Below are 26,686 nucleotides of genomic sequence, written 5' to 3'. Positions count from 1 at the left end.
CTAGGGGCGCTGTTTCACCTTGTCGGTGATCGCCCAGCTGTCGAGGTACGAGAGCTGGGTGTACGTCTTCATGTTCTTGCCGTCACCCGATGAGCGCGTGTCACGGAAGCCCAGGAAGGCGTACGTCTTCGGGTCGAAGATGAAGTGGCCGCCGAACGACATGCCCTGCCCCGTCGGGTCGTCGTAGGTGATGGCCACCCCCGTGCGGCCCTTGGCGTCCTTCTGGCCGGGGACCGCCTTCACCCCGGGGACCATGCCCAGCGCCTCGTACGCGGCCGGGCGCAGGCCCTCCGGCATCACCGGGACGAGTTTCAGGAGGCCGGCGAGGCTGAAGTGGATGTCCGGCCACTCCTGGTCGGTGATCTCGTCCAGCGAGTCGTTCCTGTCGTTCGGTCCCGTCTTGTGGAGCAGCGAGAGGATCAGCTTCTCCGGGTCGGTCGGGAGCTTCTTCAGGGTGCCCCAGTCCTGCGGGGGCCAGGACGTCTCGTTGTCCTTGTCGGGCTCCGACCACCAGCCGTGGCCGATCTCCATGATCCAGGAGCGCTTCGAACCGTCCACGGAACGCCAGTTCTCGTCGACGTGCCGTTTGACCGCGCCCGTGCGCTGCTCGGTCTCCTTGATGATCTCCTTCGTGTAGATGTACTGGTCGTCGCGCGGGGCGACGGTCCTCTCGTGCTTCCGTTCGTACGCGGCCGCGCCGTTCAGCACGGCGCGTGCGCTGACGTTGCGCATCGACGGCGCGCTGTCGGCGGGCGGCTTGGCGCGGGCTTCCTCGTCGCCCCCGGTGTTCACCGCGACCAGCACGGTGCCCGCCACGGCGGCCGCGACGGTCCCGGCGACGGCGACGCGCAGCACGGGGCGGCGCCACAGGGGACGTACCCGAGCCGTCGGCTCGTCGTTCATCGCGGCGAACAGGCGCACGCGCGCGCGGTGGCGGGTGTCGTCGTCCAGCGGGGGAGCCCCCGTGTCCCAGTCGCGCAGTTCATCGAGCTCATTCATGGGCGTGTGCCTCCTGGAAAGCTGTCGGATCGGATCCGCCCAGTGCTTCGCGCAATGTGCTGCGGGCCCGGTGCAGTCTCGATCTGACGGTGCCGACGGGCACCCCCAACGCCTGGGCCGCCTCTTCGTAGTCGAGGTCGGCCCACGCCACGAGGAGGACCACGTCGCGGTGCCGGGCCGAGAGCCCGGCCAGGGCCGCGGCCAGGTCGCCGCGGAGCCCCTCGGCACCCGCGCGGGCGACCGCGAGGTCGGCGACCGGCTCGTCGTGCGGCACCGGCGCGGGCACCCTGGCCAGCGCCTTGAAGCGGCGGGCCTCGGCCCTGCGGTGCCGGCCGATCAGGTTGGTCGCGATGCCGAACAGCCAGGGGCGGGCGTCGGCCCGCGCCAGGTCGTAGCGGTGGCGCTCCTTGAAGGCGGTGGTGAAGGTGTCGGACATCAGGTCTTCCGCCGCCTCGGGGCCGAGCCGGCGGGCCGCGTACCGGTACACGGCGTCGGCATGCCGGTCGAAGAGGGCGGCGAACTGCTCGGGCTCGTCCCGGGACCGCTCGATGGACCAGGCGTCGCTCTTCTCGCAGGTGCGCTGCCCCGTGCGAAGGGGGACGCCGGGATCGACGGTCATCGGGGCTCCTTTCGTTCGTCTGAACGCCTCGAAGGCTTGGGCTCGTTCGGTGTGTCACCTCTCCTTCGCCGCTCGGGCCGATCGGGTTCCATCGAGGTGTGCGGCATACGCGGGGGCCCGCCCGGAGAGGTTCCGGACGGGCCCCGAAGGCTGTGGTGGAGGGTGGACTCAGACGACCGCGCCGCGTCCCGGGTCGTCGTCCTCCTCGTCGTCCCCGCTGTTCATCCGCACCACCAGTGTGGCGAAACCGCCCAGGAAGCCGCCGATGCCGAGCGTGGTCAGCCACCACGTCATCTGCCAGCCGAACAGCACGGCGAGGAGGATGAGCAGCGGGCCGCCGAGCACGGCGAGCCAGGCGAACTTGGCCGTCACGTCGGCCTCGGGCAGCGGGGGCGGCTCGGGCGGCACGAAGTGTCCCTCGTCGTCCGCGTCGAAGTCGCTCTCGGAGGGCTCCGGCGTGGTGTAGTCACGCGGGCCGCCGGTGCCGGGGCCGACGCCGGGTGCGAAGGAGACGGAGCTGCCGAGCGGCTTGTCGGGGCCGGGACTGGCCGGGCCCGGCTTGTCGATGCCGGACTTGCCCTCCGTCGTCCCGTCCGGGCCGCCCGCGGGGCCGTTGGTCTCCGTCTCCAGGAGCGCCAGGTCCTCGATGGACTTGAACGGCTTGGCGCCCGGCGGGTCCGCGGGCTCCTCGCCGTACCCCGCGACGATCGCCCGCCAGGCGGCGTCCTCGTCCAGGGGCACGCCGTCCGCGGGCGTGCCGTCCACGGGTGTCCCGTCCGCGGGCACCTTGCTCTTCTCGGGCTCGCGGCTGTCCTCGCGGTCCGCCTCGTGCTCAGCCACCGGTGGCCGTCCCTTCCTTACCGACGCTGGGGGCGAGCCGGCCGATGAACGCGTGACTCTCCTCGAAGATCCGGTCCGCATCGTGGTCCAACGTCGCGACGTGGTAGCTCTGTTCCAGCAGGATCTCCGTGACGTCCGTGGAGGAGACGCGGCTGAGGATGCGGGCCGAGTCGGCGGGCGGCACCACGTGGTCGCGCGGGCTGTGCAGCACCACGAGCGGCTGCGTCACCTGCGGCAGCTCGGCGTCGACCACGCGGAAGAACCGGCGCAGCGAGTGCGCTGCGTGCAGCGGGATGCGGTGGTACCCGACCTCTTCGGAGCCGGGCTTCGCGATGTCGCTGACGATGCCCTTCGTGCTCGGCACGAGGTGCCGGGCGACGGGCAGCGCGTGCGCCGCGAGGCCGTGCACCTTGTTCCCCGGGTTGACGAGGACGAGTCCGGCGACCGCGTCCCCGTGCTTCGCCGCCAGGCGCAGCGCGAGCGCCCCGCCCATGGAGAGCCCGAAGACGAAGACCCGCTCGCACCGCTCCAGGAGCGACCGCAGCTCGCGCTCCACCTCCGCGTACCAGTCCTGCCAGCCCGTGACCTGCATGTCCTCCCAGCGTGTGCCGTGGCCGGGCAGGAGCGGCAGCGAGACGGTCAGGCCGCGCTCCGCGAGGTACTCGGCCCAGGGGCGCAGCGACTGCGGGGAACCGGTGAAGCCGTGGCAGAGGAGGACGCCGATCTCGCCGCCTTCGTGGCGGTACGGCTCGGCTCCGGGGAGGACCGGCACTTCGGTCTCCTTCGTGAGAGGTGGGAGTACTTCACCGTACGCGACCGGACTGACACCGACCAGGGTCGTCGGGCCCATTGGCCGTACCCCGGGTTAAGGTCTGATCCACAGACACAGGAGGCACTCGGTTTGATCTACGGCGCAATGAAGGTTGCCATCGGAGGGCCGCTGAAGCTCGGCTTCAGGCCCTGGGTGGAGGGCCTTGAGAACGTCCCCGCCGAGGGCCCAGCGATTCTCGCGAGCAACCACCTCTCGTTCTCGGACTCCTTCTTCCTACCCGCGGTCCTCGACCGCAAGGTCACCTTCATCGCCAAGGCGGAGTACTTCACCTCGCCCGGCGTGAAGGGCAAGCTCACCGCTGCCTTCTTCAAGGGCGTGGGCCAGCTGCCCGTGGACCGCTCCGGCGGGCGCGGCGCCGGCGAGGCGGCCATCAAGAGCGGCATCGAGGTCCTGGAGCGGGGTGAGCTCTTCGGCATCTATCCCGAGGGCACGCGTTCGCCCGACGGACGCCTCTACCGCGGCAAGCCGGGCGGCCTCGCGCGCGTGGCGCTCGCCACCGGTGCGCCCGTCCTCCCCGTCGCGATGATCGACACGGAGAAGATCCAGCCGCCCGGCAAGGTGATGCCCAAGCTGATGCGTCCCGGCATCCGCATCGGCAAGCCGCTCGACTTCACGCGCTACCAGGGCATGGAGCAGGACCGCTTCGTGCTGCGCGCGCTGACCGACGAGGTCATGTACGAGATCATGAAGCTCTCCGGCCAGGAGTACGTCGACATGTACGCGACGGCCGCGAAGCGCCAGATCGCCGAGGCGGCGAAGGCCGCCAAGGCGGCCGACAAGGGCGAGAAGGCCGAGAAGGCCGAGAAGGGCGACAAGGAACGGTCCGGCTCCTAGCCGCGTCCGTTCAGGGGTGGGGCACACGGGCGGCGGTGGGGGACATGGCCAAGCGCGAGAAAGTCATGAGGATGTCGGTCGAGCAGCCGCTGTGGCGCGCGCTCACCGCCTACCGCGTCCTGACGATGCTGTACGCGATCGGGCTCTTCGTGGCGGCCCACGAGAAGCTCGACCGCCCCTGGCTGGCCATCGCCTACTACGCGGTGCTCGCTCCCTGGACCCTGGCCACCCTGCCCCGCGTCGCGAACGCGGCGAGCTGCACCCGGCGGTTCCTGTTCGCGGACCTGACCGTCGCGCTCGTCGGCATCCTCCTGACGCCGCTCGCCGATTCGCAGCAGCGCATCACCGACGGCTCCCCGACGCTGCCCTCCATATGGACCGCGGGCTCCGTGCTCGCGTTCGCCATCAAGGGCGGCTGGCGCTGGGCGGCATCGGCGTCCCTGCTCGTGGGCGTCGCCAACGTGGTGCAGCGCGGCGCGTTCAGCCGCGACACCCTGCACAACGTCCTGCTGGTCTGCATCGCCTCCATCGCCATCGGCTACGTCGTGGAGCTGGCCCGCGCCTCCGAGCGCACCCTCGCCCGCGCCCTGGAGATAGAGGCCGCGACCCGCGAGCGCGAACGCCTCGCCCGCGACATCCACGACAGCGTCCTCCAGGTCCTGGCCATGGTGCAGCGGCGCGGCACCGCCATCGGCGGCGAGGCCGCGGAGCTCGGCCGGCTCGCCGGGGAGCAGGAGGTCGCCCTGCGCACTCTGGTCGCCGGGGGCATGGTGCCCGCCTCGCACGTGTCGGAGGACATCGCGCAGGGCGCCGTCGTCCGCGCCTTCGAGGTGCCCGACAACGGCCCGGACGAGCCGGACGACGCGGCACCCCGCGACCTGCGCCCGCTGCTCGCCGCGCACGCGGGGTCGAAGGTCACGCTCTCCGAGCCCGGGGCGCCGGTGCTTCTCGCGCCGGGGACCGCACGGGAGCTGGCGGCCGCCGTCGGTGCCGCCCTGGACAATGTCCGCAGGCATGCCGGCGCGGAGGCACGCGCGTGGATCCTGGTCGAGGACGAGCCCGACGAGGTGATCGTGACGGTCAGGGACGACGGCCCCGGCATCCCGGAGGGGCGGCTCGTGGAGGCGGAGGGGGAGGGCCGCCTCGGTGTGGCCCTGTCGATCCGGGGGCGGCTGCGGGACATCGGGGGCACGGCCGAGCTGATCTCGGTGCCGGGCCAGGGCACGGAAGTGGAACTGAGAGTGCCGCGCGAACAGGCGCGGGACACACGGGGGAAGGCAGGAAAGGCGAGATGAGCGAGCAGCAGCAGCGACAGGAACCGGCCACGGGGACCACGGGGTCCGGCGGGGACGGCCGGGCGGCCGATCCGATCAAGGTCATGGTCGTCGACGACCACCCCATGTGGCGCGACGCCGTGGCCCGTGACCTGGCCGAGGCGGGGCTCGACGTGGTCGCCACGGCGGGCGACGGCGAGCAGGCGGTGCGTCGCGCGCAGGCCGCCGCCCCCGACGTCCTTGTCCTCGACCTGAACCTGCCGCTGAAGCCCGGCGTGCAGGTCTGCAAGGAGCTCGTCGGCGCCAACCCCGCGCTGCGCGTCCTGGTCCTCTCGGCCAGCGGCGAGCACGCCGACGTCCTGGAGGCGGTCAAGTCCGGCGCCACCGGCTACCTGCTGAAGTCGGCGTCAACCGAGGAGCTGATCGACGCGGTGCGCCGTACGGCGGTCGGCGACGCGGTCTTCACGCCCGGCCTCGCGGGCCTGGTCCTCGGCGAGTACCGCCGCCTGGCCACCGAGCCCGCCGCCGGCACCCCGGAGGACCCGAGGGCCCCGCAGCTCACCGACCGCGAGACGGAGGTCCTGCGCCTGGTCGCCAAGGGCCTCAGCTACAAGCAGATCGCCGAGCGCCTGGTCATCTCGCACCGCACCGTCCAGAACCACGTCCAGAACACCCTGGGCAAACTCCAGCTGCACAACAGGGTGGAGCTCGTGCGGTACGCGATAGAGCGCGGCATCGACAGCGCCTGACCCTCGTACGGGTGAATGTGCATGATCAACTCCCAAGCGCCGCAAGGGAATTGACCGTTCGCACCGTGCCGCAGTGACCTGGATCACCATTAGCGTGACTCGCATCAGGTCACTGAGGCGAAGGGACTGCTCCTATGGGGGCCAAGAAAATCGGCGTACTGACCGGCGGCGGCGACTGCCCCGGGCTCAACGCGGTGATCCGCGGCGCCGTCCGCAAGGGCGTGCAGGAGTACGACTACGACTTCGTCGGCTTCCGGGACGGCTGGCGCGGTCCGCTGGAGGGCGACACCGTCCCGCTCGACATCCCCGCGGTCCGCGGCATCCTGCCGCGCGGCGGCACCATCCTCGGCTCGTCGCGCACCAACCCGTTCAAGGCGGAGAACGGGGTGCGCCGCATCAAGGAGAACCTCGCCAAGTACGAGGTGGACTCCCTCATCGCGATCGGCGGCGAGGACACCCTCGGCGTCGCCGCACGGCTCACCGACGAGTACGGCGTCCCGGTCGTCGGCGTCCCCAAGACCATCGACAACGACCTCTCCGCGACCGACTACACCTTCGGTTTCGACACCGCCGTCGGCATCGCCACCGAGGCCATCGACCGCCTGCACACCACCGCCGAGTCGCACATGCGCGTCCTAGTCGTCGAGGTCATGGGCCGCCACGCGGGCTGGATCGCCCTGCACTCCGGTCTCGCGGGCGGCGCGAACGTCATCCTCATCCCGGAGCAGCGCTTCGACGTCGACCAGGTCTGCGCCTGGGTGACCTCGCGCTTCAAGGCGTCGTACGCCCCCATCGTCGTCGTCGCCGAGGGCGCCATGCCCAAGGACGGCGAGATGGTCCTCAAGGACGGATCGCAGGACTCTTTCGGGCACGTCAGGCTCTCCGGCGTCGGCGAGTGGCTGGCCAAGGAGATCGAGGGGCGCACCGGCAAGGAGGCGCGCACCACCGTCCTCGGGCACGTGCAGCGCGGCGGCACTCCGAGCGCCTTCGACCGCTGGCTCGCCACCCGGTTCGGGCTGCACGCGATCGAGGCCGTGCGGGACGGCGACTTCGGGAAGATGGTCGCGCTGCGCGGCACGGACGTGGTGCGGGTGCCGATCGCCGAGGCCACGGCCCGCCTCAAGACGGTGGACCCGGCGCTGTACGAGGAGGTCGGGGTGTTCTTCGGCTGAGCCGGACTCCTTCAGGGGCGGCGCCCGCTCCGGGTGCCGTCCCGACAGGTGCTCCCTAGACTGGCGGCCATGGAGATCCTCGCGTTCGGCGTGCAGTCCGACGAGAAGCCGCTGATCGAGAAGGCCTTCCGGGGACACCACGACGTCCGCTGTGTCGACGTCTTCCTCAACGAGGACACCGCCCCCATCGCCGCGGGCTACGAGATCGTCTCCTCCAGCGTCAACGCCACGCTGAACAACCGCGTCCTGCAGACCCTCGCCGCAGGCGGCACGCAGATGATCGCCCAGCGGTCCACCGGGTTCAACAACATCGACCTGCTGGTCGCCGAGCGCCTCGGCCTCACCGTCGCCCGCGTCTCGTACTACTCGCCCTACTCGGTGGCCGAGTTCGCCTGGACCCTCGCGATGGCCGTCAACCGCCGCATCGTCCGCGCAAGCAACCGCACCCGCGACTTCGACTTCCGCCTCGACGGCCTGATGGGCCGCGACCTGCGGGGCCGCACGGTCGGCGTGGTCGGCACCGGAAAGATCGGCGAGGCGTTCACCCGGATCGCCCACGGCTTCGGCATGCGCCTGCTCGGCTGGGACGTCGCCGAGAACCCCGCCTGCCTCGAACTCGGCATGAAGTACGTGGACAAGGCCGAACTCCTCGCCGAAGCCGACCTCGTCAGCCTGCACGTACCGCTGCTCCCGACCACCCAGCACCTCATCGGCGCCGACGCGCTGCGGACGATGAAGGACGACGCGATCCTGGTGAACTCCAGCCGCGGCGGCCTGATCGACACCGAGGCCCTGGTCCGCGAGCTGCGCGCCGGCCGCTTCACCGGGGTGGGCCTGGACGTGTACGAGGCGGAGGCGGGCCTGTTCTTCCTCGACAAGTCCCTTGAGGTCGTCGCCGACGACACCCTGGCCCGCCTCGTCACCTTCCCGAACGTCGTGGTCACGTCCCACCAGGCGTACTACACCGCGGACGCCGTCGGCCAGATCATCGACACCACGGTGCGCAACGTCCTGGACTACCTGGCGGGCCGCCGCTCCGACAACGTCCTCGTCCCGGCCCCGGACAGGAGCTGACCCAGCAGCTCCCGCACGATGTCGGCCCCGCGCAGCGTGAGCACCGACTCCGGGTGGAACTGCACGCCCGCGAAGGACGCCCCGCGCACGGCGTGCACCTCGCCGGTCGCCGCGTCCCTGCTGACCTCGATGCCGTGCGCGGCGAGCTCCCCCGCCGCCTCGTCGTCGCAGCGCGCCACGAAGCTGTTGTAGAACCCGACGGTCTCGGTGCGCCCGAACAGGTCGATGCCCGTCTGCGCACCCTGGTACGGCACCTCCTTCCGTACGATCTCCAGACCCAGCTCGGCCGCGATCAGCTCGTGCCCGAGACAGACGCCGAGCACGCCGTGCCGGTGCGTGCGGACCACCTCCGCCGCCAGTGAGCGCAGGAACCGCATCTTCGGATCGGCCAGGTCGGCCGGGTCGCCGGGACCGGGACCGAGCACCACGGGCCCCTCGTGCGCGAGCACGGCCTCCCGCAGCCCCTCCTCGTCGTACCGCCGCACCGACACGCCGAGCCCGCAGGAGCGCAGCACGTGCGCGAGCATCGCCGTGAACGTGTCCTCGCCGTCCACGACGAGCACGTGCCCCGCCAGGTCGTCCGCGCGCTCCTGCATCCGCAGCCAGAACGGCGCGAGCGCCGCGCGCCGCCCGTCGAGGGCCGCCCGCACCCGGGGATCGTCGGCGAGCGCGGGCCGCGCCTCCTCGTCGCGGGCGCGTCCGGGGCGTACGCCGAGCGCGGCCAGGACGCCCGCGGCCTTCGCGTGCGTCTCGGCGACCTCGCTCATCGGGTCGGAGCCGCGCACCAGCGTGGCGCCCACCGGCACCCGGAGGCGCCCGGCCGGGGAGATGTCGGCGGTGCGGATGAGGATGGGGGAGTCCAGTGTCTGCGCGCCGCCCGCGTCCCGGCCGATGAGGGCGAGGGCACCCGCGTAGTAGCCGCGGCCCCCGGCCTCGTGGCGCTCGATGACACGGCAGGCGTTCTGCACGGGCGACCCGGTGACGGTCGCCGCGAACATCGTCTCCTTCAGGACCTCCCGCACGTCCAGCGACGACCTGCCGCGCAGCTCGTACTCGGTGTGCGCGAGGTGGGCCATCTCCTTCAGGCGCGGCCCGACCACCACCCCGCCCATGTCGCCGACCGTGCACATCATCTTCAGCTCCTCGTCGACGACCATCGAGAGCTCCTCGATCTCCTTGCCGTCGGAGAGGAAGGCAAGGAGGTCGTCGGCGGTGGGGCCCTCCGCGGGATAGCGGTAGGTGCCGCTGATCGGGTTCATGACGACGGTCCCGCCGGACATCCGCACGTGCACCTCGGGGCTCGCCCCGACGAGCGTCCGCTCCCCGGTGTGCACGACGTACGTCCAGTACGCGCCCCGCTCGCCCACCAGCAGCCGCCGGAAGAGCGCGAGGGCGTCCGCGCGCCCGAAGCCCGGGATCTCACCCTCGTACGTCCGCCGGATGACGAAGTTGGCGCCCTCGCCCCGCCCGATCTCCTCGCGCAGGACCCGCCCCACGATGTCCGCGTACGCCGCGTCGTCCACGTCGAAGGCCCCGCCCTCGACCCGCACGTCGTGCGCGGGCAGCGCGGTGAGGGCGTCGGCGAGCGGCACCTCGTACCGCTCCTCGGGCGTCAGGACGGTCAGCGGCGTGCCGTCGTCGCGGACGTCGAAGCCGCGCTCCCTGATCTGCCGGAACGGCACGAGGGCGAGCCCTTCGGGGATGTCCGCGAGGCGTTCGTACGTGCCCGTCGGGCCGGTCAGGACCTCGACCGTGCCGTGGTCGCGGCCCGGGGTACGGCGGCGCAGCAGGGCGAAGGGACGGTCGTCGGACAGGAGGTCGGTCAGCTGCCGTGTCGGCTGCTCTGCTGGCTGCTGTGTTGGCTGCATGGGGGCTGTTCCTTCTCACTCGGAGAGGAACGGCCCGCTCCCGGCAGAGTCCGGAAAACACTGAAGGCCGCCCCTCGGGCGGCCTTCGCGAGTCTGTGTGCGCGCAGAGTCAGTGGGCCGCCGGATGAGCGGGCCACCACCAGTTCTGGGTCGTCGTCTGCGTACGCATGTCCCGCACCTTAGCGCATCGGTCACTCCGTGGTGTCTCGTCCGTCTCACTTCGTGAGCGGGGGGATGGACGGGGCGCATCACCACGTAGTGTTGACGAGGTGACCGTGAACGCTAAGACCACCGCTACCGGTGGCAACACCTGGCGAGACCTGCCCGCGGCGCAGCAGCCCGAGTACCCCGATGCCGAGGCTCTGCGCGATGTGATCGCGGACCTCGAGTCGTATCCGCCGCTCGTCTTCGCGGGCGAGTGCGACCAGCTGCGCGCCCGACTGGCCGCTGTCGCCAAGGGAGAGGCGTTCCTCCTCCAGGGCGGCGACTGCGCCGAGGCCTTCGACGCCGTGTCCGCCGATCACATCCGGAACAAGCTGAAGACGCTGCTCCAGATGGGTGCCGTCCTCACATACGCGGCGTCCGTGCCCGTCGTGAAGGTGGGCCGCATCGCGGGGCAGTACTCGAAGCCGCGCTCCAAGCCGACCGAGACCCGCGACGGCGTGACGCTCCCGACCTACCGGGGCGACTCCGTCAACGGCTTCGACTTCACCGAAGAGGCCCGGATCCCGGACCCCGAGCGCCTGAAGCGGATGTACAACGCGTCCGCCTCCACGCTCAACCTGGTGCGCGCCTTCACCACCGGCGGTTACGCCGACCTGCGCCAGGTGCACGCCTGGAACCAGGACTTCGTGAAGTCGTCCCCCTCCGGCCAGCGGTACGAACAGCTGGCCCGCGAGATCGACAACGCGCTGCACTTCATGCGGGCCTGCGGCACCGACCCGGAGGAGTTCAAGACCGTCGAGTTCTACGCCTCGCACGAGGCGCTGCTCCTCGACTACGAATCGGCGCTGACCCGCACCGACTCCCGCACCGGCCGGCTCTACGACACCTCGGGCCACATGGTCTGGATCGGTGAGCGCACCCGTCAACTGGACCACGCGCACATCGAGTTCGCCTCCCAGGTGCGCAACCCCGTCGGCGTCAAGCTCGGCCCGACCACGACGGCCGAGGAGGCGCTGCAGTACATCGAGCGCCTCGACCCCGACCGCGAGCCCGGCCGGCTGACCTTCATCGTCCGCATGGGCGCCGACAAGGTCCGCGACAAGCTGCCCGAGCTCGTCGAGAAGGTCACCGCGTCCGGCGCGACCGTCGCCTGGATCACCGACCCGATGCACGGCAACACCTACGAGGCGGCCTCGGGCCACAAGACCCGCCGCTTCGACGACGTGCTCGACGAGGTCAAGGGCTTCTTCGAGGTCCACAAGGCCCTCGGCACCCACCCGGGCGGCATCCACGTCGAGCTCACCGGTGACGACGTCACCGAGTGCGTGGGCGGCGGCGACGAGATCTTCGTCGACGACCTGCACCAGCGCTACGAGACGGCGTGCGACCCGCGGCTCAACCGCAGCCAGTCGCTCGACCTGGCGTTCCTGGTGGCGGAGATGTACCGCGACCAGTAGTTCTCACGTCTGGTCGGCACATCTGTACGTGCGCGTGGGGCGCGGATCCGTGTGATCCGCGCCCCACCGGCGTATCCGGGGCTTTTGTGGGCAGGACGTCGCGGGTAAGGTTAGGTTAGCCTCACCGATCAATCGGGACGGCGTTACCGATGAGTCCTGCCCGGGAGGTGAAACCGCGTGTACGTCTGCAACTGCTTCGGGGTCACCGAGGCGCAGGTGAAGAAGCACGCGGCGGACGGTGCCTGGACCCCCCGCCAGATAGCGTCGGCCTGCAAGGCGGGCACGGACTGTGGTTCGTGCGTACGCCGCATCCAGGCGCTGCTCGGCCGGGGCGCGTGCCCCCGCCGTGACCTCGTGGACCAGGGAGAACCGGCTGTGGCGCTGGCTCCCGAGGCGGAACTCCCCGAGGCGGCCTGACCCTCAGGGGCCGGTTCAGCTCTCCGGCTGCTCGATGAGCTGCGCGATGTAGAGCGCCTCTCCCAGCTTCTCGACGAGCTCCAGCTGCGTGTCGAGATAGTCGATGTGGTGCTCCTCGTCCTCGAGGATCGACTCGAAGATGTTTGCGGACGTGATGTCGCCCTTGGCGCGCATCACCTCGATCCCGCGCTTGAGGCGGTCGATCGCCTCCACCTCGACCTGCCGGTCGGCCTGGAACATCTCGGTGACCGTCTGGCCCACGCGCACATGGAAGAGCCGCTGGTAATTGGGCAGACCGTCGAGGAACAGGATCCGGTCGGTCAGCACCTCCGCGTGCTTCATCTCGTCGAACGACTCGGCACGGGTGTACTTCGCGAGCTTCGTCCAGCCGAAGTTTTCCTGCATCTTGGCGTGGAGAAAGTATTGGTTGATCGCCGTGAGTTCGGCGGTCAGCTGCTCGTTGAGAAATTCAATGACCTCGGGGTCGCCCTGCATCGCAGAGGCTCCTTCCGCACGAGTGACTGGGCAGGTAGCGCGCATCCTTGCACCGGTGTTCGGAGGGCGTCCAGTAAGTGCACGCTTAGTAGGAGTTGCCCCAATCGGTGCCGCCCGGGCTCCGGCTGGTCACGTCCACCGCCCCGGGTCTGTCAGGATGGAGTCATGGGTCAGCCGGCGGAACGCGCATCTCGACAGGCAGCGGAGCCGGAGCTTCCGCCGGGTCAGCGGCTGCAGCGCGGCTGGCCGGTCACGCACTACGGACCGGTGCCGAAGTTCCGTCCCGAGCGCTGGGAGTTCAGGGTTTTCGGGGCCACCGCGGACGGCGAGAAGCACTGCTGGTCGCACGAGGAGTTCTCCGCGCTGCCCTACGACACCGTTGTCGCCGATCTGCACTGCGTGACGAAGTTCAGCATGCTGGGCGCGGAGTGGGGCGGCCTCCCGGCCCGCAAGCTCCTGGAGCTCGTGCCGCCGGCGGCCAACGCCACCCACGTCATGGTCTGGGCCGAGTACGGCTTCAGCTCGAACATGCGGATGTCGGACTTCGCCTCCGAGCGCTCGATTCTCGCCACGCACAAAGGCGGCGAACTCCTCACCGCCGAACACGGTTTCCCGCTCCGGCTCGTGGTGCCGCACCTGTACGCATGGAAGGGCCCCAAGTGGGTCCGCGGCGTCGAGTACATGACGGCGGACCGCCGCGGCTTCTGGGAGGAGCGCGGCTACCACAACCTCGGCGACCCCTGGCTGGAACAGCGCTACTCGTACCAGGAAGAGCCCGGCGACGGCCCCGAGCTCTGACCCTGCCGCCAGGGACTTTCGACACAGGGCCTAGACGCCCCTGAGCTCCTTCAGGCGCGCCACGTCCGCCGCGTGCCCCTCCTTGCCGCCGGGGGTCTCGATGATCAGGGGGACGCCTTCCGTGGCGGGGTGGAGCATCAGCTCGCGGAAGGGCTCCTCGCCGATGTGGCCGGTTCCGATGTTCTCGTGCCGGTCCTTGTGCGCGCCGACGACGTCTTTGGAGTCATTGGCGTGGATGAGCTTCAGGCGGCCCTCGCCGACGGTGTCGACGAGAAGGTCGAGGGTCTGCTTCATGCCGCCCGGGCCCGCCAGGTCGTGGCCCGCCGCGAAGATGTGGCAGGTGTCCAGGCAGATACCGAGCTTGGGGTGTGAGTCGAGCGCCTCGAAGTACGGGCCGAAGTCCCACGTGCGGGAGCAGAGCGAGGCGCCCTGGCCCGCGGTCGACTCCAGGAGCAGGAACGGGTCGTCGTCGTGCGTCAGCTCGTCGAGGAGCGGCAGCATGCGTTCGCGCACCTGCGCCAGGGCCACGGCACGCTCCCGGCCGCCGGTCGCGGAACCCGTGTGCACGACGACGCCGAGCGCGCCGATCGCGCGCGCCCTGCGCAGCGAGTGGCGCAGGGAGTCCACGGACTTGTCGACGGTCGCCTCGGTGTGCGAGCCGAAGTTGATGAGGTACGGCGCGTGGACGTACGCGGGGATGTTCCCTGCGGCGCAGGCCGCGCGGAACTCCTCGTCCTGCTTGGGGTTGCCGGGCGGGGTGGCCCAGCCGCGCGGATTGGCGACGAAGACCTGGACGGCCTCGGCGCCGAGGTCCCTGGCGTACGAGAGGCCGACGGAGGCGAGCCCACCGGCCACGGGGACGTGACCGCCCACGGGGTTGCGGGACGTGGTGCCGGAGGGCGTGGTGCTGGGGGAGATGTTGCTGCTCACACCGTCAAGGGTGGCACGCGCCCGGAAGTGCCCCGGCGGGGGTCCTCCCGGGCGCGGGGCCCGGTGCTCGAATCCTCAGCGGATCGTGATGGTGATCGTCGAGTTCTTGGGCGCCGTGTCGCCGCCGTCCACCGACTGCTTCTTCACCGTGTCCCCGAAGATGCCGAGCAGACCGCGGTCCTCGTCGACCTCGAAGCCCGCCGACTCCAGCTTCGCCGTGGCGTCGTCGACGCTCATCCCGGTGACGTCGGGGACCTCGACCATCGGCGGGCCCTTGGAGATCGTCAGCTGGACCGTGTCGCCCTCGGCGATCGTCTTGTCGGCGACGGGTGACTGCTTGGCGACGTCGCCCTTGTCCTCGTCGGAGTTGACCCGCTCCGGGGCGATCTCGGCCTTCAGGCCGGCGTCCTCCAGGTCGGCCCGCGCGTCCTCCTCGGACTCGCCGGTGACGTCGGGGACCTCGACCGGACGGCCCTTGCTGACGACGAGGGCGACGGCGGAGCCCGCCTTGCGGGTGAACCCGGCCCGCGGGTCCGTGCTGATCACGGAGCCCTTGTCGACGGACTCGTCGAAGCTCTTGGTGACCATGCCCGGTGCGAGTCCGGAGTTCTTGAGCTCCTTCTTCGCCTTGGCGAGAGGGATGCCCTTCACGTCCGGGACCTTCACGGTCTCCGGGCCCAGCGAGATGGTCAGCGTCACGCCGTCGTTCTGCCGGATGCGGTCGCCCGGCGCGGGGTCGGTCCCCATGACCGTGCCGCGCTTGTCCGTGTCGCTGTAGGTGCGCTTGATGTCCTTGACGTCGAGCCCGGCGTCGTCGAGCCGCTGCTTCGCCTGCGCCTCGGTCTTCGCCAGGAGCGGCGGGACCTCGGTGAACTGGCCCGAGTTGATGTACCAGACGCCGGTGCCGATGCCGAGGACGAGCAGGACGCCGGCTATGACCATGAGGGTGCGCCGGCGCGGGTCGAACCGCCGGCGGGCGGCGCGGGCGCCTGCGGGCGGGCCGGGCGGCGCGGGCGGTCCCGCGGGCGGCGTCGCCAGGATGCTGGTGCGGTTCAGCGCGTCCTCGCCGCCCGTGCCGCCCCCGCCGCTCCGCTCGCCCTCGGCGGGCAGCGGCAGCTGGACGGGACGTCCCGCGCGCGGGATGACGCTCGTACGGTCCTCCGAACCGTCGTGGTCCGCCGGGTGCGCCTGCGGCGGGACCGCGTCCAGCTGCTCCTCGGTCAGGGCGGCACGCGCCTCCCTGGTCTGGGCGAGCAGCGCCACCGCGTCGTACGGACGGACGTCGGGATGGCGCGCCGTGGCGGAGGCGACCAGCTCGTCGAGCGCGAACGCGAGCCCGGGGACGGCCGCCGACGGGGGCGGGACGTCCTCGTTGAGGTGCTGGTAGAGGACCTGGGCGGGGGAGTCCCCGGAGTGCGGCTTGGCGCCGGTCAGCATTTCGTAGAGCACGACCCCGCACGCGTACACGTCCACGCGGGTGTCCGCCGTGCCGTGCTCGATCTGCTCGGGGGCGAGGTAGGAGACGGTGCCGAGGACGGTGCCCGTCGTGTTCGTGACCGTGTCCACCGCGCGGACGAGCCCGAAGTCGGCGACCTTCACGCGACCGTCGTCCCCTATGAGGACGTTCTCCGGCTTCATGTCGCGGTGCACGAAGCCCGCGCGGTGCGCGGCGCCGAGCGCGGCGAGGACCGGCTCCAGGATGTCGAGCGCGGCCCGCGGCTGCAGCGCGCCGCGCTCGCGCAGCACGTCACGCAGGGTGCAGCCCGCGATGTACTCCATCGCGAGGTAGACGTACGACCCGTCCGTGCCCTGGTCGAAGACGCCGACCACGTTCGGATGGGAGAGGCGGGCCACCGACTTGGCCTCGCGGATGAAGCGGTCGACGAAGGAGGCGTCCGCCGCCAGCGTCGGATGCATCACCTTGAGCGCGAGCACGCGGTCGAGGCGGGTGTCCACGGCCCGGTAGACCGTGGCCATCCCGCCGACCGCGATGCGCCCGTCGATGCGGTAACGGCTGTCGAGCAGCTGCCCGACGAGCGGGTCCTGAAGGGTCGTGTCCACAGAGGGAGTCTACGAGCAGCCACCGACACGCCGACCGGGGCGGGCACGCTCACGGTGCTACTGCAGCCGAGCTGTGACAGGCGACGGCGCGGGGCGCCCCGTCAGGGGCGCGGGGAACTGCGCGACAAGCCCCCACCGGCGGGCAGCCGCGAGCGATCAGAGCCCCGCATCCCCTAAGACGCTCCGAAGCCCTGAGACGCTCCGAAGGCGGGCCGCTCCGGATCGAGCCGGGCCATTCCCTCCGCGGGAGAGGACGCCTCCGCGAAGTGCCGGCGCGGAATCCGCCCGGCCCGGTGCGCGAGCCGCCCCGCCTCCACGCCGTACCGCATCGCCTCGGCCATCAGGACCGGCTCCTGCGCCCGCGTCACCGCGGAGGCGAGCATCACGCCCGCGCACCCCAGCTCCATCGCGATCGCCGCGTCGGACGCCGTGCCCGCGCCCGCGTCGAGGATCACCGGCACGCGCGCGTGCTCCACGATCAGCTGGAAGTTGTGCGGGTTGCGGATGCCGAGACCGGAGCCGATGGGCGACCCGAGCGGCATGATCGCCGCGCAGCCCACGTCCTCCAGCTTCCGCGCGAGGACCGGGTCGTCGTTCGTGTACGGCAGGACCGTGAAGCCGTCGTCCACCAGGGTCTCCGCGGCGTCCAGGAGCTCGACGGGGTCGGGCAGCAGGGTGCGCTCGTCGGCGATCACCTCCAGCTTCACCAGATCCGTGCCGAGCGCCTCCCGCGCGAGCCGGGCGGTGAGGACGGCCTCGCCCGCCGTGAAGCAGCCCGCGGTGTTGGGCAGGACGCGGATGCCGAGCCGGTCGAGCACGGAGAGCACGGAGCCCTGGACGCCCGGGTCGAGCCTGCGCATCGCGACCGTGGTCAGCTCCGTGCCGGACGCGACGAGGGACCGCTCCAGGACGTCGAGGCTCGGCGCCCCGCCCGTGCCCATGATCAGGCGCGAGGAGAGGGTGAGCCCGCCGATGACGAAGGGGTCGTCTGCCATGGTGTTCAGCCTCCCTGGACGGCGGTGAGTACTTCGACGCGGTCGCCCGCGGAGAGGGGCGTGGTGGGCCACTGCGCGCGCGGGACGACGGTTTCGTTGAGGGCGGCGGCGACACCGGAGTGCGCCGAGGAGAGGGTGGCCACGAGGGCTTCGAGCGTGGTGCCCGAGGCCACATCGCGTTCCTCCCCGTTGACGGAAACGGCGAAGGGTGTGCTCATGCGGGCTGCTCCGTGTCGTGCTGCGTGCGGGCCGGGGCGGGGATCTCGGGGGACGTGCCGTCGAAGCGGCACGGGGTGAACGCGCGCGCCTCGTCGGGGAGTTCACCGGTGGTCAGGGCGTGCGCCATGACGTCGCCCGTGACAGGGGTCAGGAGGACGCCGTTGCGGTAGTGCCCGGTGGCCAGGTGGAGCCCGTCGAGGCGGGTCGGGCCGAGCATCGGCGCGTTGTCGGGCGAGCCGGGGCGCAGTCCCGCGCGGGTCTCGGTCAACGGCAGCTCGGTGATGCCGGGCACGAGTTCGTGGGCGTCCCGCAGGAGTTCGTACACGCCGCCCGCGGTGACCGTGGTGTCCCAGCCGAGCTCCTCGCTGGTCGCCCCGACGACGAGCTCGCCGTTCTCGCGCGGCACGAGGTAGACGTGGCTGCCGCGCACCACGGCCCGCACGGTGCGGCTCAGGAACGGGGCGTACGGCTTCGGCACCGAAAGGCGCACGACCTGCCCCTTCACGGGCCGCACGGGTGGCAGGACGTCGTCGGGAACGCCCGCGAGGCGCCCGCTGAGGCTGCCCGCCGCGAGGACGGTCAGACCCGCGGTCGGCTCGGTGCCGTCCGCGAGGACGACGCCGCGCGCCCGGTCGCGTACGACGGAGAGGCGCTCGGCCCAGGCGCGGTGGAAGACCACACCGGCCCGCTCACAGGCCGCCACGAGCGCGCCCGCGAGCCGCCGCGGGTCGATCTGGTGGTCGCCGTCGACCCGCAGCCCGCCGCGCACACCCGGCGCGAGCATCGGCTCCAGGCGGCGGCACTCGCGGCCGCTCAGCCACTCGGACTCCAGGCCCGAACGCTGCTGCAGGGCGTGCAGTTCGCGCAGATGGGCGCGGTCGTCGGCGTCGAGCGCGACGGCGAGCGTGCCGCACGCGCGGTAGCCGAGGTCGTGGCCGCTCGCCTCGGTCAGCTCGTCGGCGAAGGCCGGATAGCGCCGCGCGGACGCGATGTTGAGGCCGAGCAGCGTCTGCTCGCCGTAGTGGAGTTCGGTGACGGCGGCCAGCATGCCCGCCGCGACCTGGGCGGCGCCGCCGCCCGGCTCGGGGTCCACGACCGCCACGGAGAGCCCGCGTTGCGCGGTCCGCCAGGCGGTGACCAGGCCGATGATGCCGCCTCCGACGATCAGGACGTCAGAGGTGGCGGATGGTGATGTCGTACGTGGATGCATGGGCGTCCAGCCCCTCCCTTCGCCGGCATGACCCGGATCAGGTTCGTACGGTCGGAGGCCGTCCAGCCTCCCTCTCAGCCCGGTGCGTCCGGGCTCCCGCGAGTGCTCTGCACGGGCCACCCTAGCCCGTCGCCTCGCGCGGCAGTAGGGGAGCTGTCCGGGTATGGACGATGACGGTGTGTCAGAGATCTCCTCGACGGCATCTGAGGGCGCCCTCGACAACCGTCCTACAGTGATCGGGTGAGCGAGCAGCAGAGCCAGAGCGAGCAGCAGCGGCAGAGCGAACAGCACGGGCGGACCGAGAAGCAGCGGCAGGCGGAGCGGCGCGTCGTCATCGTCGGCGCGGGCATGGCCGGCGTACAGACCGCGGTGGCCCTGCGCGAGCAGGGCTTCACGGGGACGGTCACCCTCGTCGGCGCCGAACCGCATCCGCCGTACGACAGGCCGCCGCTGTCCAAGGCGGTGCTGCTCGGCAAGGCGGACGGCTCGACGTTCGACATCGACTTCGAGGCGCTCGGCATCGAGCTGCACCTCGGCCGCGAGGTCACCGGCGTACGCCCCGCCGACCACGAGCTGGACACCGCCGACGGGCCCGTCGCGTACGACGTCCTGGTCCTCGCGACCGGCGCCGAACCCATCCGCCTGCCCGGCACCGAGGGCGTCCCCGGGGTGCACCTCCTGCGCACCCTGGACGACGCCGAACGGCTGCGCCCGGTCCTCGCGGGGCAGCACGACGTCGTGGTCGTCGGGGCGGGGTGGATCGGCGCGGAGTTCGCGACCGCCGCGCGCGAGGCGGGGTGCTCCGTCACCGTCGTCGAGGCCGCGGGCCGGCCCCTCGCCGGGGCGCTCCCCGAGGAGGTCGCGGCTCCCATGGCGGGCTGGTACGCGGACTCCGGGGCGGTCCTGCGCACCCACGCGCGCGTGGAGCGCGTCGAACCCGGCGCCGTCGTCCTGTCCGACGGGACCACGCTGCCCGCGACCGCCGTCGTCGTCGGCATCGGGGCGCGACCCGCGACGGGCTGGCTCGCGGATTCGGGCATCGAGCTGGGCACGCACCGCGAGGTCGTCACCGACGAGGGCCTGCGCACGTCGGCGCCCGACGTGTACGCGGTCGGCGACTGCTCCTCGTTCCCCTCGGGCCGGTACGGCGAGCGGCTCCTTGTGCACCACTGGGACAACGCGCTCCAGGGGCCGCGCACGGTGGCCGCCAACATCATCGGCGAGACCCCGGCCGCGTACGACCCCGTGCCGTACTTCTGGTCGGAGCAGTTCGGCCGCTTCGTGCAGTACGCGGGCCACCACGCCGGGGCCGACGAACTGGTGTGGCGCGGCGACCCGGACGGCATGGCCTGGTCGGTGTGCTGGCTGCGGGACGGCGCCCTGGTCGCGGTCCTCGCGGTGGGCCGCCCCAGGGACCTGGCCCAGGGCCGCCGCCTGATCGAGTCGGGCGCGCGCCTGGACCCGGCACTGACGGCGGACCCGGCGATTCCCCTGAAGAAGGCGGTGCTGTAGCGGGGCGCTCACCGGTGGGGCGGTGCCATCCGGTGCGTGTCAGTGGCCGGAGATACCCTTGTCCCGTGACCGAGATTGACGCAAAGACCGATGCTCTCGTCCCCGAGTGGCTGCACCTCCCCGACATCGCGGAGATGCTCGACATCGAGGTGACCCGTGTGCGCCAGCTGGTCAAGGAGGGCCAGCTGATCGCCGTGCGCCGCGGTGAGAACCGGGCGCTCCAGGTGCCGGCCGCCTTCATCGACGGCGACAAGGTCGTCAAGGGCCTCAGCGGCACCCTGACGCTCCTCCGGGACGACGGTTTCTCCGACGAAGAGATGCTCGAATGGCTCTTCACCCCCGACCCGAGCCTGCCCGGCACCCCCGCGCAGGCGCTGAGCGAGAATCGCGGCACGGAGGTGAAGCGCCGCGCCCAGGCGCTCGCCGTCTGACCTGAACGCACGATCGACAACGGGGGGACTTCTCCATGGCCGCAGACCGCCGCGACCGGCTCGCCGACGCCCGGCTCTACCTGTGCACGGACGCCCGCAGGCGCCAGGGGGACCTCCCCGAGTTCCTCGACGCCGTCCTCGCGGGCGGCGTCGACATCGTGCAGCTGCGCGACAAGGGCATGGAGGCCGGCGAGGAGCTGGAGCACCTCCAGGTCTTCGCGGACGCCGCCCGCAGGCACGGCAAGCTCTTCGCCGTGAACGACCGCGCGGACGTCGCCCACGCCATCGGCGCGGACGTGCTGCACCTGGGCCAGGGCGACCTGCCCGTCCCCGCCGCCCGCGCCATCCTCGGCGGCAGCGACGACGTGCTGATCGGCCGCTCCACGCACGCCGAGTCGGAGGCCGCCGCGGCCGCCGTCCAGGAGGGCGTGGACTACTTCTGCACGGGACCCTGCTGGCCCACGCCCACCAAGCCGGGCCGGCACGCCCCCGGCCTCGACCTCGTCCGGTACACGGCCTCGCTCGGCATGGACCGCCCCTGGTTCGCCATCGGCGGCATCGACGCGGGCAACCTCGACGAGGTGCTCGAGGCGGGCGCGCGGCGCGTCGTGGTCGTACGGGCGATCACCGAGGCCGACGACCCCGGAGCGGCGGCCGCGGAGTTCGCGAAGCGGCTGCGCGGCGCCGGGTGAGGCATGTCCCGGGAGTGTCCGATCCGTGGACAAGAAACCGGCAAACCGGCCAAAACTCCCGGGCCCGGTTGGGGGACCGCTCAGGCCTGGCTAACCTGCCCATATGGCCCTAGGCACAGCTTCGACCAGGACTGACCGCGCGCGCACGGTTCGCGACATGCTCGCGACCGGTAAGACGACGTTCTCGTTCGAGTTCTCCGCGCCGAAAACCCCGAAGGGGGAGCGGAACCTCTGGAACGCGCTGCGCAGGGTCGAGGCGGTCGCCCCGGACTTCGTCTCCGTGACCTACGGAGCGGGTGGTTCCACCCGTACCGGCACGGTCAAGGAGACCCAGCAGATCGTCGCCGACACGACGCTGACGCCCGTCGCGCACCTGACCGCGGTCGACCACTCCGTGGCCGAGCTGCGCAACATCATCGGGCAGTACGCGGACGCGGGCATCAGGAACATGCTCGCGGTCCGCGGCGACCCGCCCGGCGATCCGCTCGGCGACTGGATCGCCCACCCCGAGGGACTCACCTACGCCGCCGAACTGGTCGAACTGATCAAGGAGTCCGGCGACTTCTGCGTGGGCGTCGCCGCCTTCCCGGCGATGCACCCGCGCTCGCCCGACTGGGAGTCCGACACCCGGCACTTCATCGACAAGTGCCGGGCCGGCGCGGACTACGCGATCACGCAGATGTTCTTCGACCCGGAGGAGTATCTGCGGCTGCGCGACCGCGTCGAGGCCGCGGGCTGCGCGACGCCGATCATCCCCGAGATGATGCCGGTCACCAACGTCCGCCAGCTCGACCGGCTGCCCCAGCTCAGCAACGCCGTGTTCCCGGCGGAGCTGAAAGAGAGGATCCTCGCGGTCAAAGACGATCCCGCCGCTGTACGCTCCATTGGCATCGAGTTCGCGACGGAGTTCTGCGCGCGGCTGCTGGCCGAAGGTGTGCCGGGGCTGCACTTCATCACGCTGAACAACTCCACGGCGACGCTGGAGATCTACGAAAATCTGGGCCTGCACCACCAGGCCTGAAACGGCCGTACCCGTACCCGTACCCGCGGGCGGCCGCAGGGGAGAGGGGCGTACATGGGCTGGACGGTCCTCTACATCGCGTTCGGATTCGTCGCGCTGTGGCTGCTCGGCGAGGTGCTGCTGCAGTACAAGGCCAGGCTGCGCTGGCGCCTGCTGGCCTTCGTCGGCTTCCTCGGCGTCGTCGTCGGTGTGCTGATCCCGTCGGTGTGGATCATCGGGCTCGGCGCCATCGCCTTCGCCACGGGCCAGACGTACGTGACGCTGTCGTTCCGCAAGGGCTTCTCCACGGGCTGGGCGCTCGGCGGCCGGCCGGGCCTGAGCAAGCGCCGCAGGGCATCCTCCCGGGACGCCGCGAAGGACGCGAAGGACGTGAAGGAGCCGACGCTGCAGGTCTCCGACCTGGAGTACGAGCCGGCCCCGCCGCCGCCCGCGCACGGCCCCGACGTCCCCGGCGACGGGGTGTACGAGCCGGAGCCGATGCCCGACGACACCAGCGAGTACGGCGTGTACAGCGACGCGGCCTACGCCCCGCCCGTCGCGGGCGACGCCCACCAGGGCGAGGGCCACGGCTATGACGCGGCGGCCTTCGGCGGCTACGACCAGCAGAACTACGGCTACGACGAAACGGGCGGGCAGCAGTACGCCGCCTACTCCGACCCGTACATCGGCACGCAGACCTACGGCGCGCGGCAGAGCTACGACACGTACGGCGACCAGCAGCAGTACGCCCCCTACGGAGGCGACACGTACAGCGGCGGCCTCGGCGGGACGTACAGCGACGGCGCGTACTCCGACAGCGCGTACACGGACACGCCTCCCGGCGGCGTCTGGGTGCCCCAGCAGCGCAGCACGGATGACCAGTACAGCGGCGAACTGCCGCCCGAGCAGCCGTACCCGTACCAGGGCGGGCACCCGGGCGACCACCACGACGGCTCGGGCTACAACGAGCAGCAGTACCGCTACTGAGCCCGAGCCCAGGTCACTGGGAGCCGCGGAACTCCGGGCCCTCGACGATCAGCCCCGCCACCAGCGTGCCCGACATGCCCGCATGGGGCAGGCCGCCGCCCGGGTGGGCCCAGCCGCCGACCGCGAAGAGCCCCGGCAGACGGGTGCTGTTCGACGGCTGCAGGAGCCTCCCGTCGGCCGCGGCGAGCGCCGGCGCGGGAACGGCGCCGCCGTCCGCGCCGGTGGCCTCCGCCACATCGGCCGGGGTGCGGACCTCGTGCCACAGCAGACGGTCCCGCAGCTCGGGGACCACGGCCTCGGCGCGGGTGATCACCCGCTGCACGTCCTCTGCGGTGACCTCCAGGTGGGCGGGGACCGTCGCCGTGAGCGTCACCGCCTCGTGTGCGGCGTCCGGCGTCAGCTCCGGGTCGTCGGGGCGGAGCACCGCGAGCGTGGGGGAGGCGGGCAGTCCGGGCCGCTCGCCGAAGAGGCGGTCGAGCTCGTCCTGACGGTCGGCGGAGTGCAGCACCGTGCGCAGCGGGGTGTCCGTGGGGCGTGCGCTGGACAGGGCCAGGAAGATCGTCAGACGGCTCGGCAGACCGGAACGCGCCGGAACGTCACCCTCCGACCGTATGTTCACACCGGCGAGCATCCCGTCCAGGACCGAGGGCGCGACCCCGGCGACCACGAAGTCCGCGTCGGCGGTGGTGCCGTCCGCGAGCTCCACGCCCGCCGCCTTGCCGTCCTTCTCGACGATCCGCGTCACCGTCGCCCCGAAGACGAACTCGACCCGTCGGGCCACACACCGCTCGTGCACCGCGCGGGCCAGCGCGCGCATGCCGCCGCGCGCGGACCACGTGCCGAACGTCTGCTCCAGGTAGGGCAGGACCGCGGCGCTCGCCGGTGTCGTACGGGGATCGAGGCCCTGCGCCAGCGCGAACTGCTCGAGGAGCGCGACCAGCCGCGCGTCGCCGCCCAGTTCCAGCTCGCCGATCTCGCTGAGCGTGGCCGCCCTGCGCTCGCGGCGCAGGAGGCGCTTGTGGGGCACCGCGGGGTAGGGCTCGCGGTCGGCGAGCACCTCCCAGTTCGGCCACAGGGGCTCTTCGAGGAGGGGACGGCGGGTGCGGTCCCAGGCCTCCCTGGCGCGGTTCATGAACGCCGACCAGCGCGCGCCCGCGCCCGCGCCGAGCGCGGTGTCCAGCGCCTCGCCCACGCCCGCGCGCGACGCGTTCGGCAGGTCGGCCGCCGTGCCGTCCGCGAAGACGTGGCGCACGGCGGGCTCCACCTGGGAGAGCTCGACGCACTTCTCCAGGGGCTCCTTGCCCGTCTTGACGAACAAGTCGCGGTACACCGCGGGGAGGTGCAGCAGCCCCGGGCCCGTGTCGAAGGAGAAGCCGTCCCGCTCGACGCGGCCCACCGCGCCGCCGAACGTCTCCCCGCGTTCGTACACCACCACCCGGTGGCCCGCGACGGCCAGCCGGGCGGCCGCCGACATCGCGCCGAGACCTGCGCCGATCACCACAATCCGTGCCATGCCAGGGACTTTATCGGCAGCCACTGACAGTCACGGAGTCAGGGCGGCGGCGCCCCCACCCGCTCCGCGAGCCGCTTCTCCTCGCGCCGTTGCGCCCTGCGCCGCCAGAACCGGCGGATCCGCGAGACGAGGAAGAACAGCAGGAACAGCCCGATCACCAGGAGCACCGCCGCGATGATCGCCGCGGCCTCCGGGTAGAACATCGCGAAGCTGATGAGGCCGCCGACCCCGAGATCCTCGGCCGTGCTCATCACGACGTTGCTGAACGGCTCCGGCGACGTGTTGATCGCCATCCGCGTCCCGGCCTTCACCGCATGGCTGGCCAGCGCGGTCGACCCGCCCACCGCGCCCGCCGCCAGATCCGGGAGAGACCCGCTCTGGCCCGCGAGGAGCGCCCCCACCACGGCGCCGGACACCGGCCGGATCACGGTGTGCACCGAGTCCCAGACCGAGTCGACGTACGGGATCTTGTCGGCGACGGCCTCGCACAGGAAGAGCACGCCGGCCGCGACCAGGACATCGGGGCGCTGGAGCGCCTCGGGGACCTCGTCGCTCACACCGGTCGCGCCGAAGACGCCGAGCAACAGGACCACGGCGTACGCGTTGATCCCGCTCGCCCAGCCGCTGGTGAACACCAGGGGGAGTACGGACACGGACGTGATCGTAACCATTTGTGAACGTATCGGCCTGGGGATGAACACGGACGACTGAGTATCCGTACCTAGTGCGTGAGATGAGTACCCGCACGGATGGGCCCCCACCTGCGGAGACGGAAGAGTGTGGGGCACGGAGAAGGGCGCGGTCGCCGGTACCGCCGACACGGGGCGGCGGAACGGCACCGCGCCCTTGGCCGTCCTGGAGAGATCGAAGAAGCAGGTCTACGCGCGCGTGCCGCTCACCCGGCCCTGCAGCAGCCGGGACAGCGCCGCGTGCACGTCGTCGAGCGAGCGCTCCGGCTGGAAGGCCTGCCAGTCCAGCGCGGCGACCAGCACCATGCCGACGAGCGCGGCGGCCGTCAGCGGGATGTCGATCTCGTCGCTGAGCTCACCGCTCTCCACACCCGTCCTCAGTACGTCCTCGACCACCGCGACGGCCTGCTGCCTGACCACGAGCAGCGTGGACTGCCAGGCACGGTTGGTCCGCCACAGCTCGGCCACGTAGAGCTGGGTGAAGGCCGGGTAGCGGTTGATGAAGACCAGGCCGGCCCTGATCATCGCGTCGAGGGCGTCGACCGCGCCGCCGCCGTTCCTCGCCGCCCCCTCCGAGGCCTCCTTCAGGGAGGCGGTCAGCAGGCCGACACCGTGCCGCAGCAGCTCTTCGAAGAGGACCGATTTGCTCGCGAAGTTGTAGTAGACGGTGCCCTTCGCGACTCCGGCCCGCTCCGCGATCTCATCGACCGTCGTGGCCGAGAAGCCCTGTTCCGCGATGAGGGTGACGGCGGCCTCGTAGAGCTTCTGCCGGGTGGCCTCGCGGCGGGTGCTGCCTGTACTGCTGTCCATGGTCCTGATTCTCACAGGTCGTGCCGGGCCGTCCGGTCCCGCCG

Annotated in this window: 27 protein-coding genes and 1 riboswitch; of the genes, 13 read left to right on the top strand and 14 right to left on the bottom strand. The window is 71.7% G+C overall.

What is annotated here, in order from left to right; genetic code table 11:
• From DEJ49_RS09210 to DEJ49_RS09195, 4 genes are all read right to left on the bottom strand, one after another.
• Nucleotides 1-999, bottom strand: a complete 999-nt coding sequence (locus DEJ49_RS09210) for a CU044_5270 family protein (RefSeq protein WP_150183673.1) — start codon at nt 997-999, stop codon at nt 1-3.
• The gene (locus tag DEJ49_RS09205; RefSeq protein WP_150183672.1) at nt 992-1,618 is read right to left on the bottom strand and encodes an RNA polymerase sigma factor; all 627 of its coding nucleotides are present in this window, start codon (nt 1,616-1,618) and stop codon (nt 992-994) included. The genes DEJ49_RS09210 and DEJ49_RS09205 overlap by 8 nt, the downstream gene beginning before the upstream one ends.
• Nucleotides 1,619-1,786: 168 nt before the next feature.
• Entirely contained in the window at nt 1,787-2,458 is a 672-nt protein-coding gene (locus DEJ49_RS09200; RefSeq protein WP_150183671.1) for a hypothetical protein, read from the bottom strand.
• A complete protein-coding gene (locus DEJ49_RS09195; RefSeq protein WP_150183670.1) occupies nt 2,451-3,230 on the bottom strand; it encodes an alpha/beta hydrolase in 780 nt (259 codons plus the stop codon). Before DEJ49_RS09195 ends, DEJ49_RS09200 begins: the two co-directional genes overlap by 8 nt.
• Nucleotides 3,231-3,362: 132 nt before the next feature.
• On the opposite strand from DEJ49_RS09195, the gene DEJ49_RS09190 reads away from it, so the two are divergent.
• From DEJ49_RS09190 to DEJ49_RS09170, 5 genes are all read left to right on the top strand, one after another.
• Entirely contained in the window at nt 3,363-4,124 is a 762-nt protein-coding gene (locus DEJ49_RS09190; RefSeq protein ID WP_150188123.1) for a lysophospholipid acyltransferase family protein, read from the top strand.
• Between the two features lie 44 nt (nt 4,125-4,168).
• A complete protein-coding gene (gene macS, locus DEJ49_RS09185; protein WP_150183669.1) occupies nt 4,169-5,419 on the top strand; it encodes a MacS family sensor histidine kinase in 1,251 nt (416 codons plus the stop codon).
• An 83-nt stretch (nt 5,420-5,502) separates the two neighbouring features.
• On the top strand, nt 5,503-6,147 hold the full coding sequence (locus DEJ49_RS09180) for a response regulator (RefSeq protein ID WP_150188122.1): 645 nt from the start codon (nt 5,503-5,505) through the stop codon (nt 6,145-6,147).
• Between the two features lie 134 nt (nt 6,148-6,281).
• Nucleotides 6,282-7,319 (top strand): 6-phosphofructokinase, encoded by a 1,038-nt coding sequence (locus tag DEJ49_RS09175; protein WP_150183668.1) that lies wholly within the window; start codon nt 6,282-6,284, stop codon nt 7,317-7,319.
• A gap of 69 nt (nt 7,320-7,388) precedes the next feature.
• Nucleotides 7,389-8,393, top strand: a complete 1,005-nt coding sequence (locus DEJ49_RS09170) for a 2-hydroxyacid dehydrogenase (protein WP_150183667.1) — start codon at nt 7,389-7,391, stop codon at nt 8,391-8,393.
• Here DEJ49_RS09170 and DEJ49_RS09165 read toward each other — a convergent pair.
• The gene (locus DEJ49_RS09165; RefSeq protein ID WP_150183666.1) at nt 8,336-10,261 is read right to left on the bottom strand and encodes an anthranilate synthase family protein; all 1,926 of its coding nucleotides are present in this window, start codon (nt 10,259-10,261) and stop codon (nt 8,336-8,338) included. The two genes, DEJ49_RS09170 and DEJ49_RS09165, sit on opposite strands and share 58 nt — an antisense overlap.
• Before the next feature lie 269 nt (nt 10,262-10,530).
• On the opposite strand from DEJ49_RS09165, the gene DEJ49_RS09160 reads away from it, so the two are divergent.
• Together DEJ49_RS09160 and DEJ49_RS09155 are read left to right on the top strand one after the other, a co-directional pair.
• Nucleotides 10,531-11,883: a class II 3-deoxy-7-phosphoheptulonate synthase gene (locus DEJ49_RS09160; protein WP_150183665.1), complete on the top strand. Its 1,353-nt coding sequence runs from the start codon at nt 10,531-10,533 to the stop codon at nt 11,881-11,883.
• A 177-nt stretch (nt 11,884-12,060) separates the two neighbouring features.
• Nucleotides 12,061-12,300 carry a bacterioferritin-associated ferredoxin gene (locus DEJ49_RS09155; protein ID WP_150183664.1) on the top strand — a complete coding sequence of 80 codons (240 nt, stop codon included), beginning with the start codon at nt 12,061-12,063 and terminating at the stop codon, nt 12,298-12,300.
• Between the two features lie 15 nt (nt 12,301-12,315).
• On the opposite strand, the gene bfr is transcribed toward DEJ49_RS09155, so the two are convergent.
• A complete protein-coding gene (bfr, locus tag DEJ49_RS09150; protein ID WP_142216594.1) occupies nt 12,316-12,795 on the bottom strand; it encodes a bacterioferritin in 480 nt (159 codons plus the stop codon).
• Nucleotides 12,796-12,960: 165 nt separating this feature from the next.
• Here bfr and DEJ49_RS09145 point away from each other — a divergent pair, with 165 nt between their 5' ends.
• Entirely contained in the window at nt 12,961-13,593 is a 633-nt protein-coding gene (locus tag DEJ49_RS09145; protein WP_150183663.1) for a sulfite oxidase-like oxidoreductase, read from the top strand.
• 30 nt (nt 13,594-13,623) lie between these two features.
• Here DEJ49_RS09145 and DEJ49_RS09140 read toward each other — a convergent pair whose 3' ends face one another.
• The 5 genes from DEJ49_RS09140 to thiO form a co-directional block, all read right to left on the bottom strand.
• A complete protein-coding gene (locus DEJ49_RS09140) occupies nt 13,624-14,523 on the bottom strand; it encodes a deoxyribonuclease IV (RefSeq protein WP_223832776.1) in 900 nt (299 codons plus the stop codon).
• 75 nt (nt 14,524-14,598) lie between these two features.
• Entirely contained in the window at nt 14,599-16,584 is a 1,986-nt protein-coding gene (gene pknB / locus DEJ49_RS09135; RefSeq protein ID WP_150183662.1) for a Stk1 family PASTA domain-containing Ser/Thr kinase, read from the bottom strand.
• A 173-nt stretch (nt 16,585-16,757) separates the two neighbouring features.
• Complete coding sequence (locus DEJ49_RS09130) at nt 16,758-17,579, bottom strand: thiazole synthase (RefSeq protein ID WP_150183661.1); 822 nt, start codon at nt 17,577-17,579, stop codon at nt 16,758-16,760.
• Nucleotides 17,580-17,584: 5 nt separating this feature from the next.
• Nucleotides 17,585-17,797: a sulfur carrier protein ThiS gene (thiS, locus tag DEJ49_RS09125; RefSeq protein ID WP_150183660.1), complete on the bottom strand. Its 213-nt coding sequence runs from the start codon at nt 17,795-17,797 to the stop codon at nt 17,585-17,587.
• Nucleotides 17,794-19,008: a glycine oxidase ThiO gene (gene thiO / locus DEJ49_RS09120; protein ID WP_150183659.1), complete on the bottom strand. Its 1,215-nt coding sequence runs from the start codon at nt 19,006-19,008 to the stop codon at nt 17,794-17,796. Before thiO ends, thiS begins: the two co-directional genes overlap by 4 nt.
• Nucleotides 19,006-19,118: riboswitch (TPP riboswitch) on the bottom strand. (Overlaps the previous gene by 3 nt.)
• A gap of 238 nt (nt 19,119-19,356) precedes the next feature.
• Between thiO and DEJ49_RS09115 the strand changes: the two genes are divergently transcribed.
• The 5 genes from DEJ49_RS09115 (at nt 19,357) to DEJ49_RS09095 (ending at nt 23,630) form a co-directional block, all read left to right on the top strand.
• Nucleotides 19,357-20,520 carry an NAD(P)/FAD-dependent oxidoreductase gene (locus DEJ49_RS09115; RefSeq protein ID WP_263398825.1) on the top strand — a complete coding sequence of 388 codons (1,164 nt, stop codon included), beginning with the start codon at nt 19,357-19,359 and terminating at the stop codon, nt 20,518-20,520.
• Between the two features lie 65 nt (nt 20,521-20,585).
• Nucleotides 20,586-20,951, top strand: coding sequence for an Rv2175c family DNA-binding protein (locus DEJ49_RS09110; RefSeq protein WP_150166859.1), 366 nt, complete (start codon nt 20,586-20,588; stop codon nt 20,949-20,951).
• A gap of 35 nt (nt 20,952-20,986) precedes the next feature.
• Nucleotides 20,987-21,643 carry a thiamine phosphate synthase gene (gene thiE, locus DEJ49_RS09105; protein WP_150183657.1) on the top strand — a complete coding sequence of 219 codons (657 nt, stop codon included), beginning with the start codon at nt 20,987-20,989 and terminating at the stop codon, nt 21,641-21,643.
• Between the two features lie 103 nt (nt 21,644-21,746).
• The gene (gene metF, locus DEJ49_RS09100; protein WP_150166855.1) at nt 21,747-22,664 is read left to right on the top strand and encodes a methylenetetrahydrofolate reductase [NAD(P)H]; all 918 of its coding nucleotides are present in this window, start codon (nt 21,747-21,749) and stop codon (nt 22,662-22,664) included.
• A 54-nt stretch (nt 22,665-22,718) separates the two neighbouring features.
• Nucleotides 22,719-23,630, top strand: a complete 912-nt coding sequence (locus DEJ49_RS09095; RefSeq protein WP_150183656.1) for a hypothetical protein — start codon at nt 22,719-22,721, stop codon at nt 23,628-23,630.
• A 13-nt stretch (nt 23,631-23,643) separates the two neighbouring features.
• Here the strand turns inward: DEJ49_RS09095 and DEJ49_RS09090 are convergent, their stop codons facing one another.
• The 3 genes from DEJ49_RS09090 to DEJ49_RS09080 form a co-directional block, all read right to left on the bottom strand.
• Nucleotides 23,644-25,143, bottom strand: a complete 1,500-nt coding sequence (locus DEJ49_RS09090) for a phytoene desaturase family protein (protein ID WP_150183655.1) — start codon at nt 25,141-25,143, stop codon at nt 23,644-23,646.
• Nucleotides 25,144-25,181: 38 nt separating this feature from the next.
• Nucleotides 25,182-25,796: a DUF4126 domain-containing protein gene (locus DEJ49_RS09085; protein WP_150183654.1), complete on the bottom strand. Its 615-nt coding sequence runs from the start codon at nt 25,794-25,796 to the stop codon at nt 25,182-25,184.
• 225 nt (nt 25,797-26,021) lie between these two features.
• A complete protein-coding gene (locus DEJ49_RS09080) occupies nt 26,022-26,642 on the bottom strand; it encodes a TetR/AcrR family transcriptional regulator (RefSeq protein ID WP_150183653.1) in 621 nt (206 codons plus the stop codon).
• Nucleotides 26,643-26,686 lie beyond the last annotated feature (44 nt).

The organism is Streptomyces venezuelae (genome assembly GCF_008642335.1).
Taxonomy (GTDB): domain Bacteria; phylum Actinomycetota; class Actinomycetes; order Streptomycetales; family Streptomycetaceae; genus Streptomyces; species Streptomyces venezuelae_F.
The sequence above is the reverse complement of the archived record's forward strand: the minus strand, read 5'-3'. Positions and strand labels throughout refer to the sequence as shown.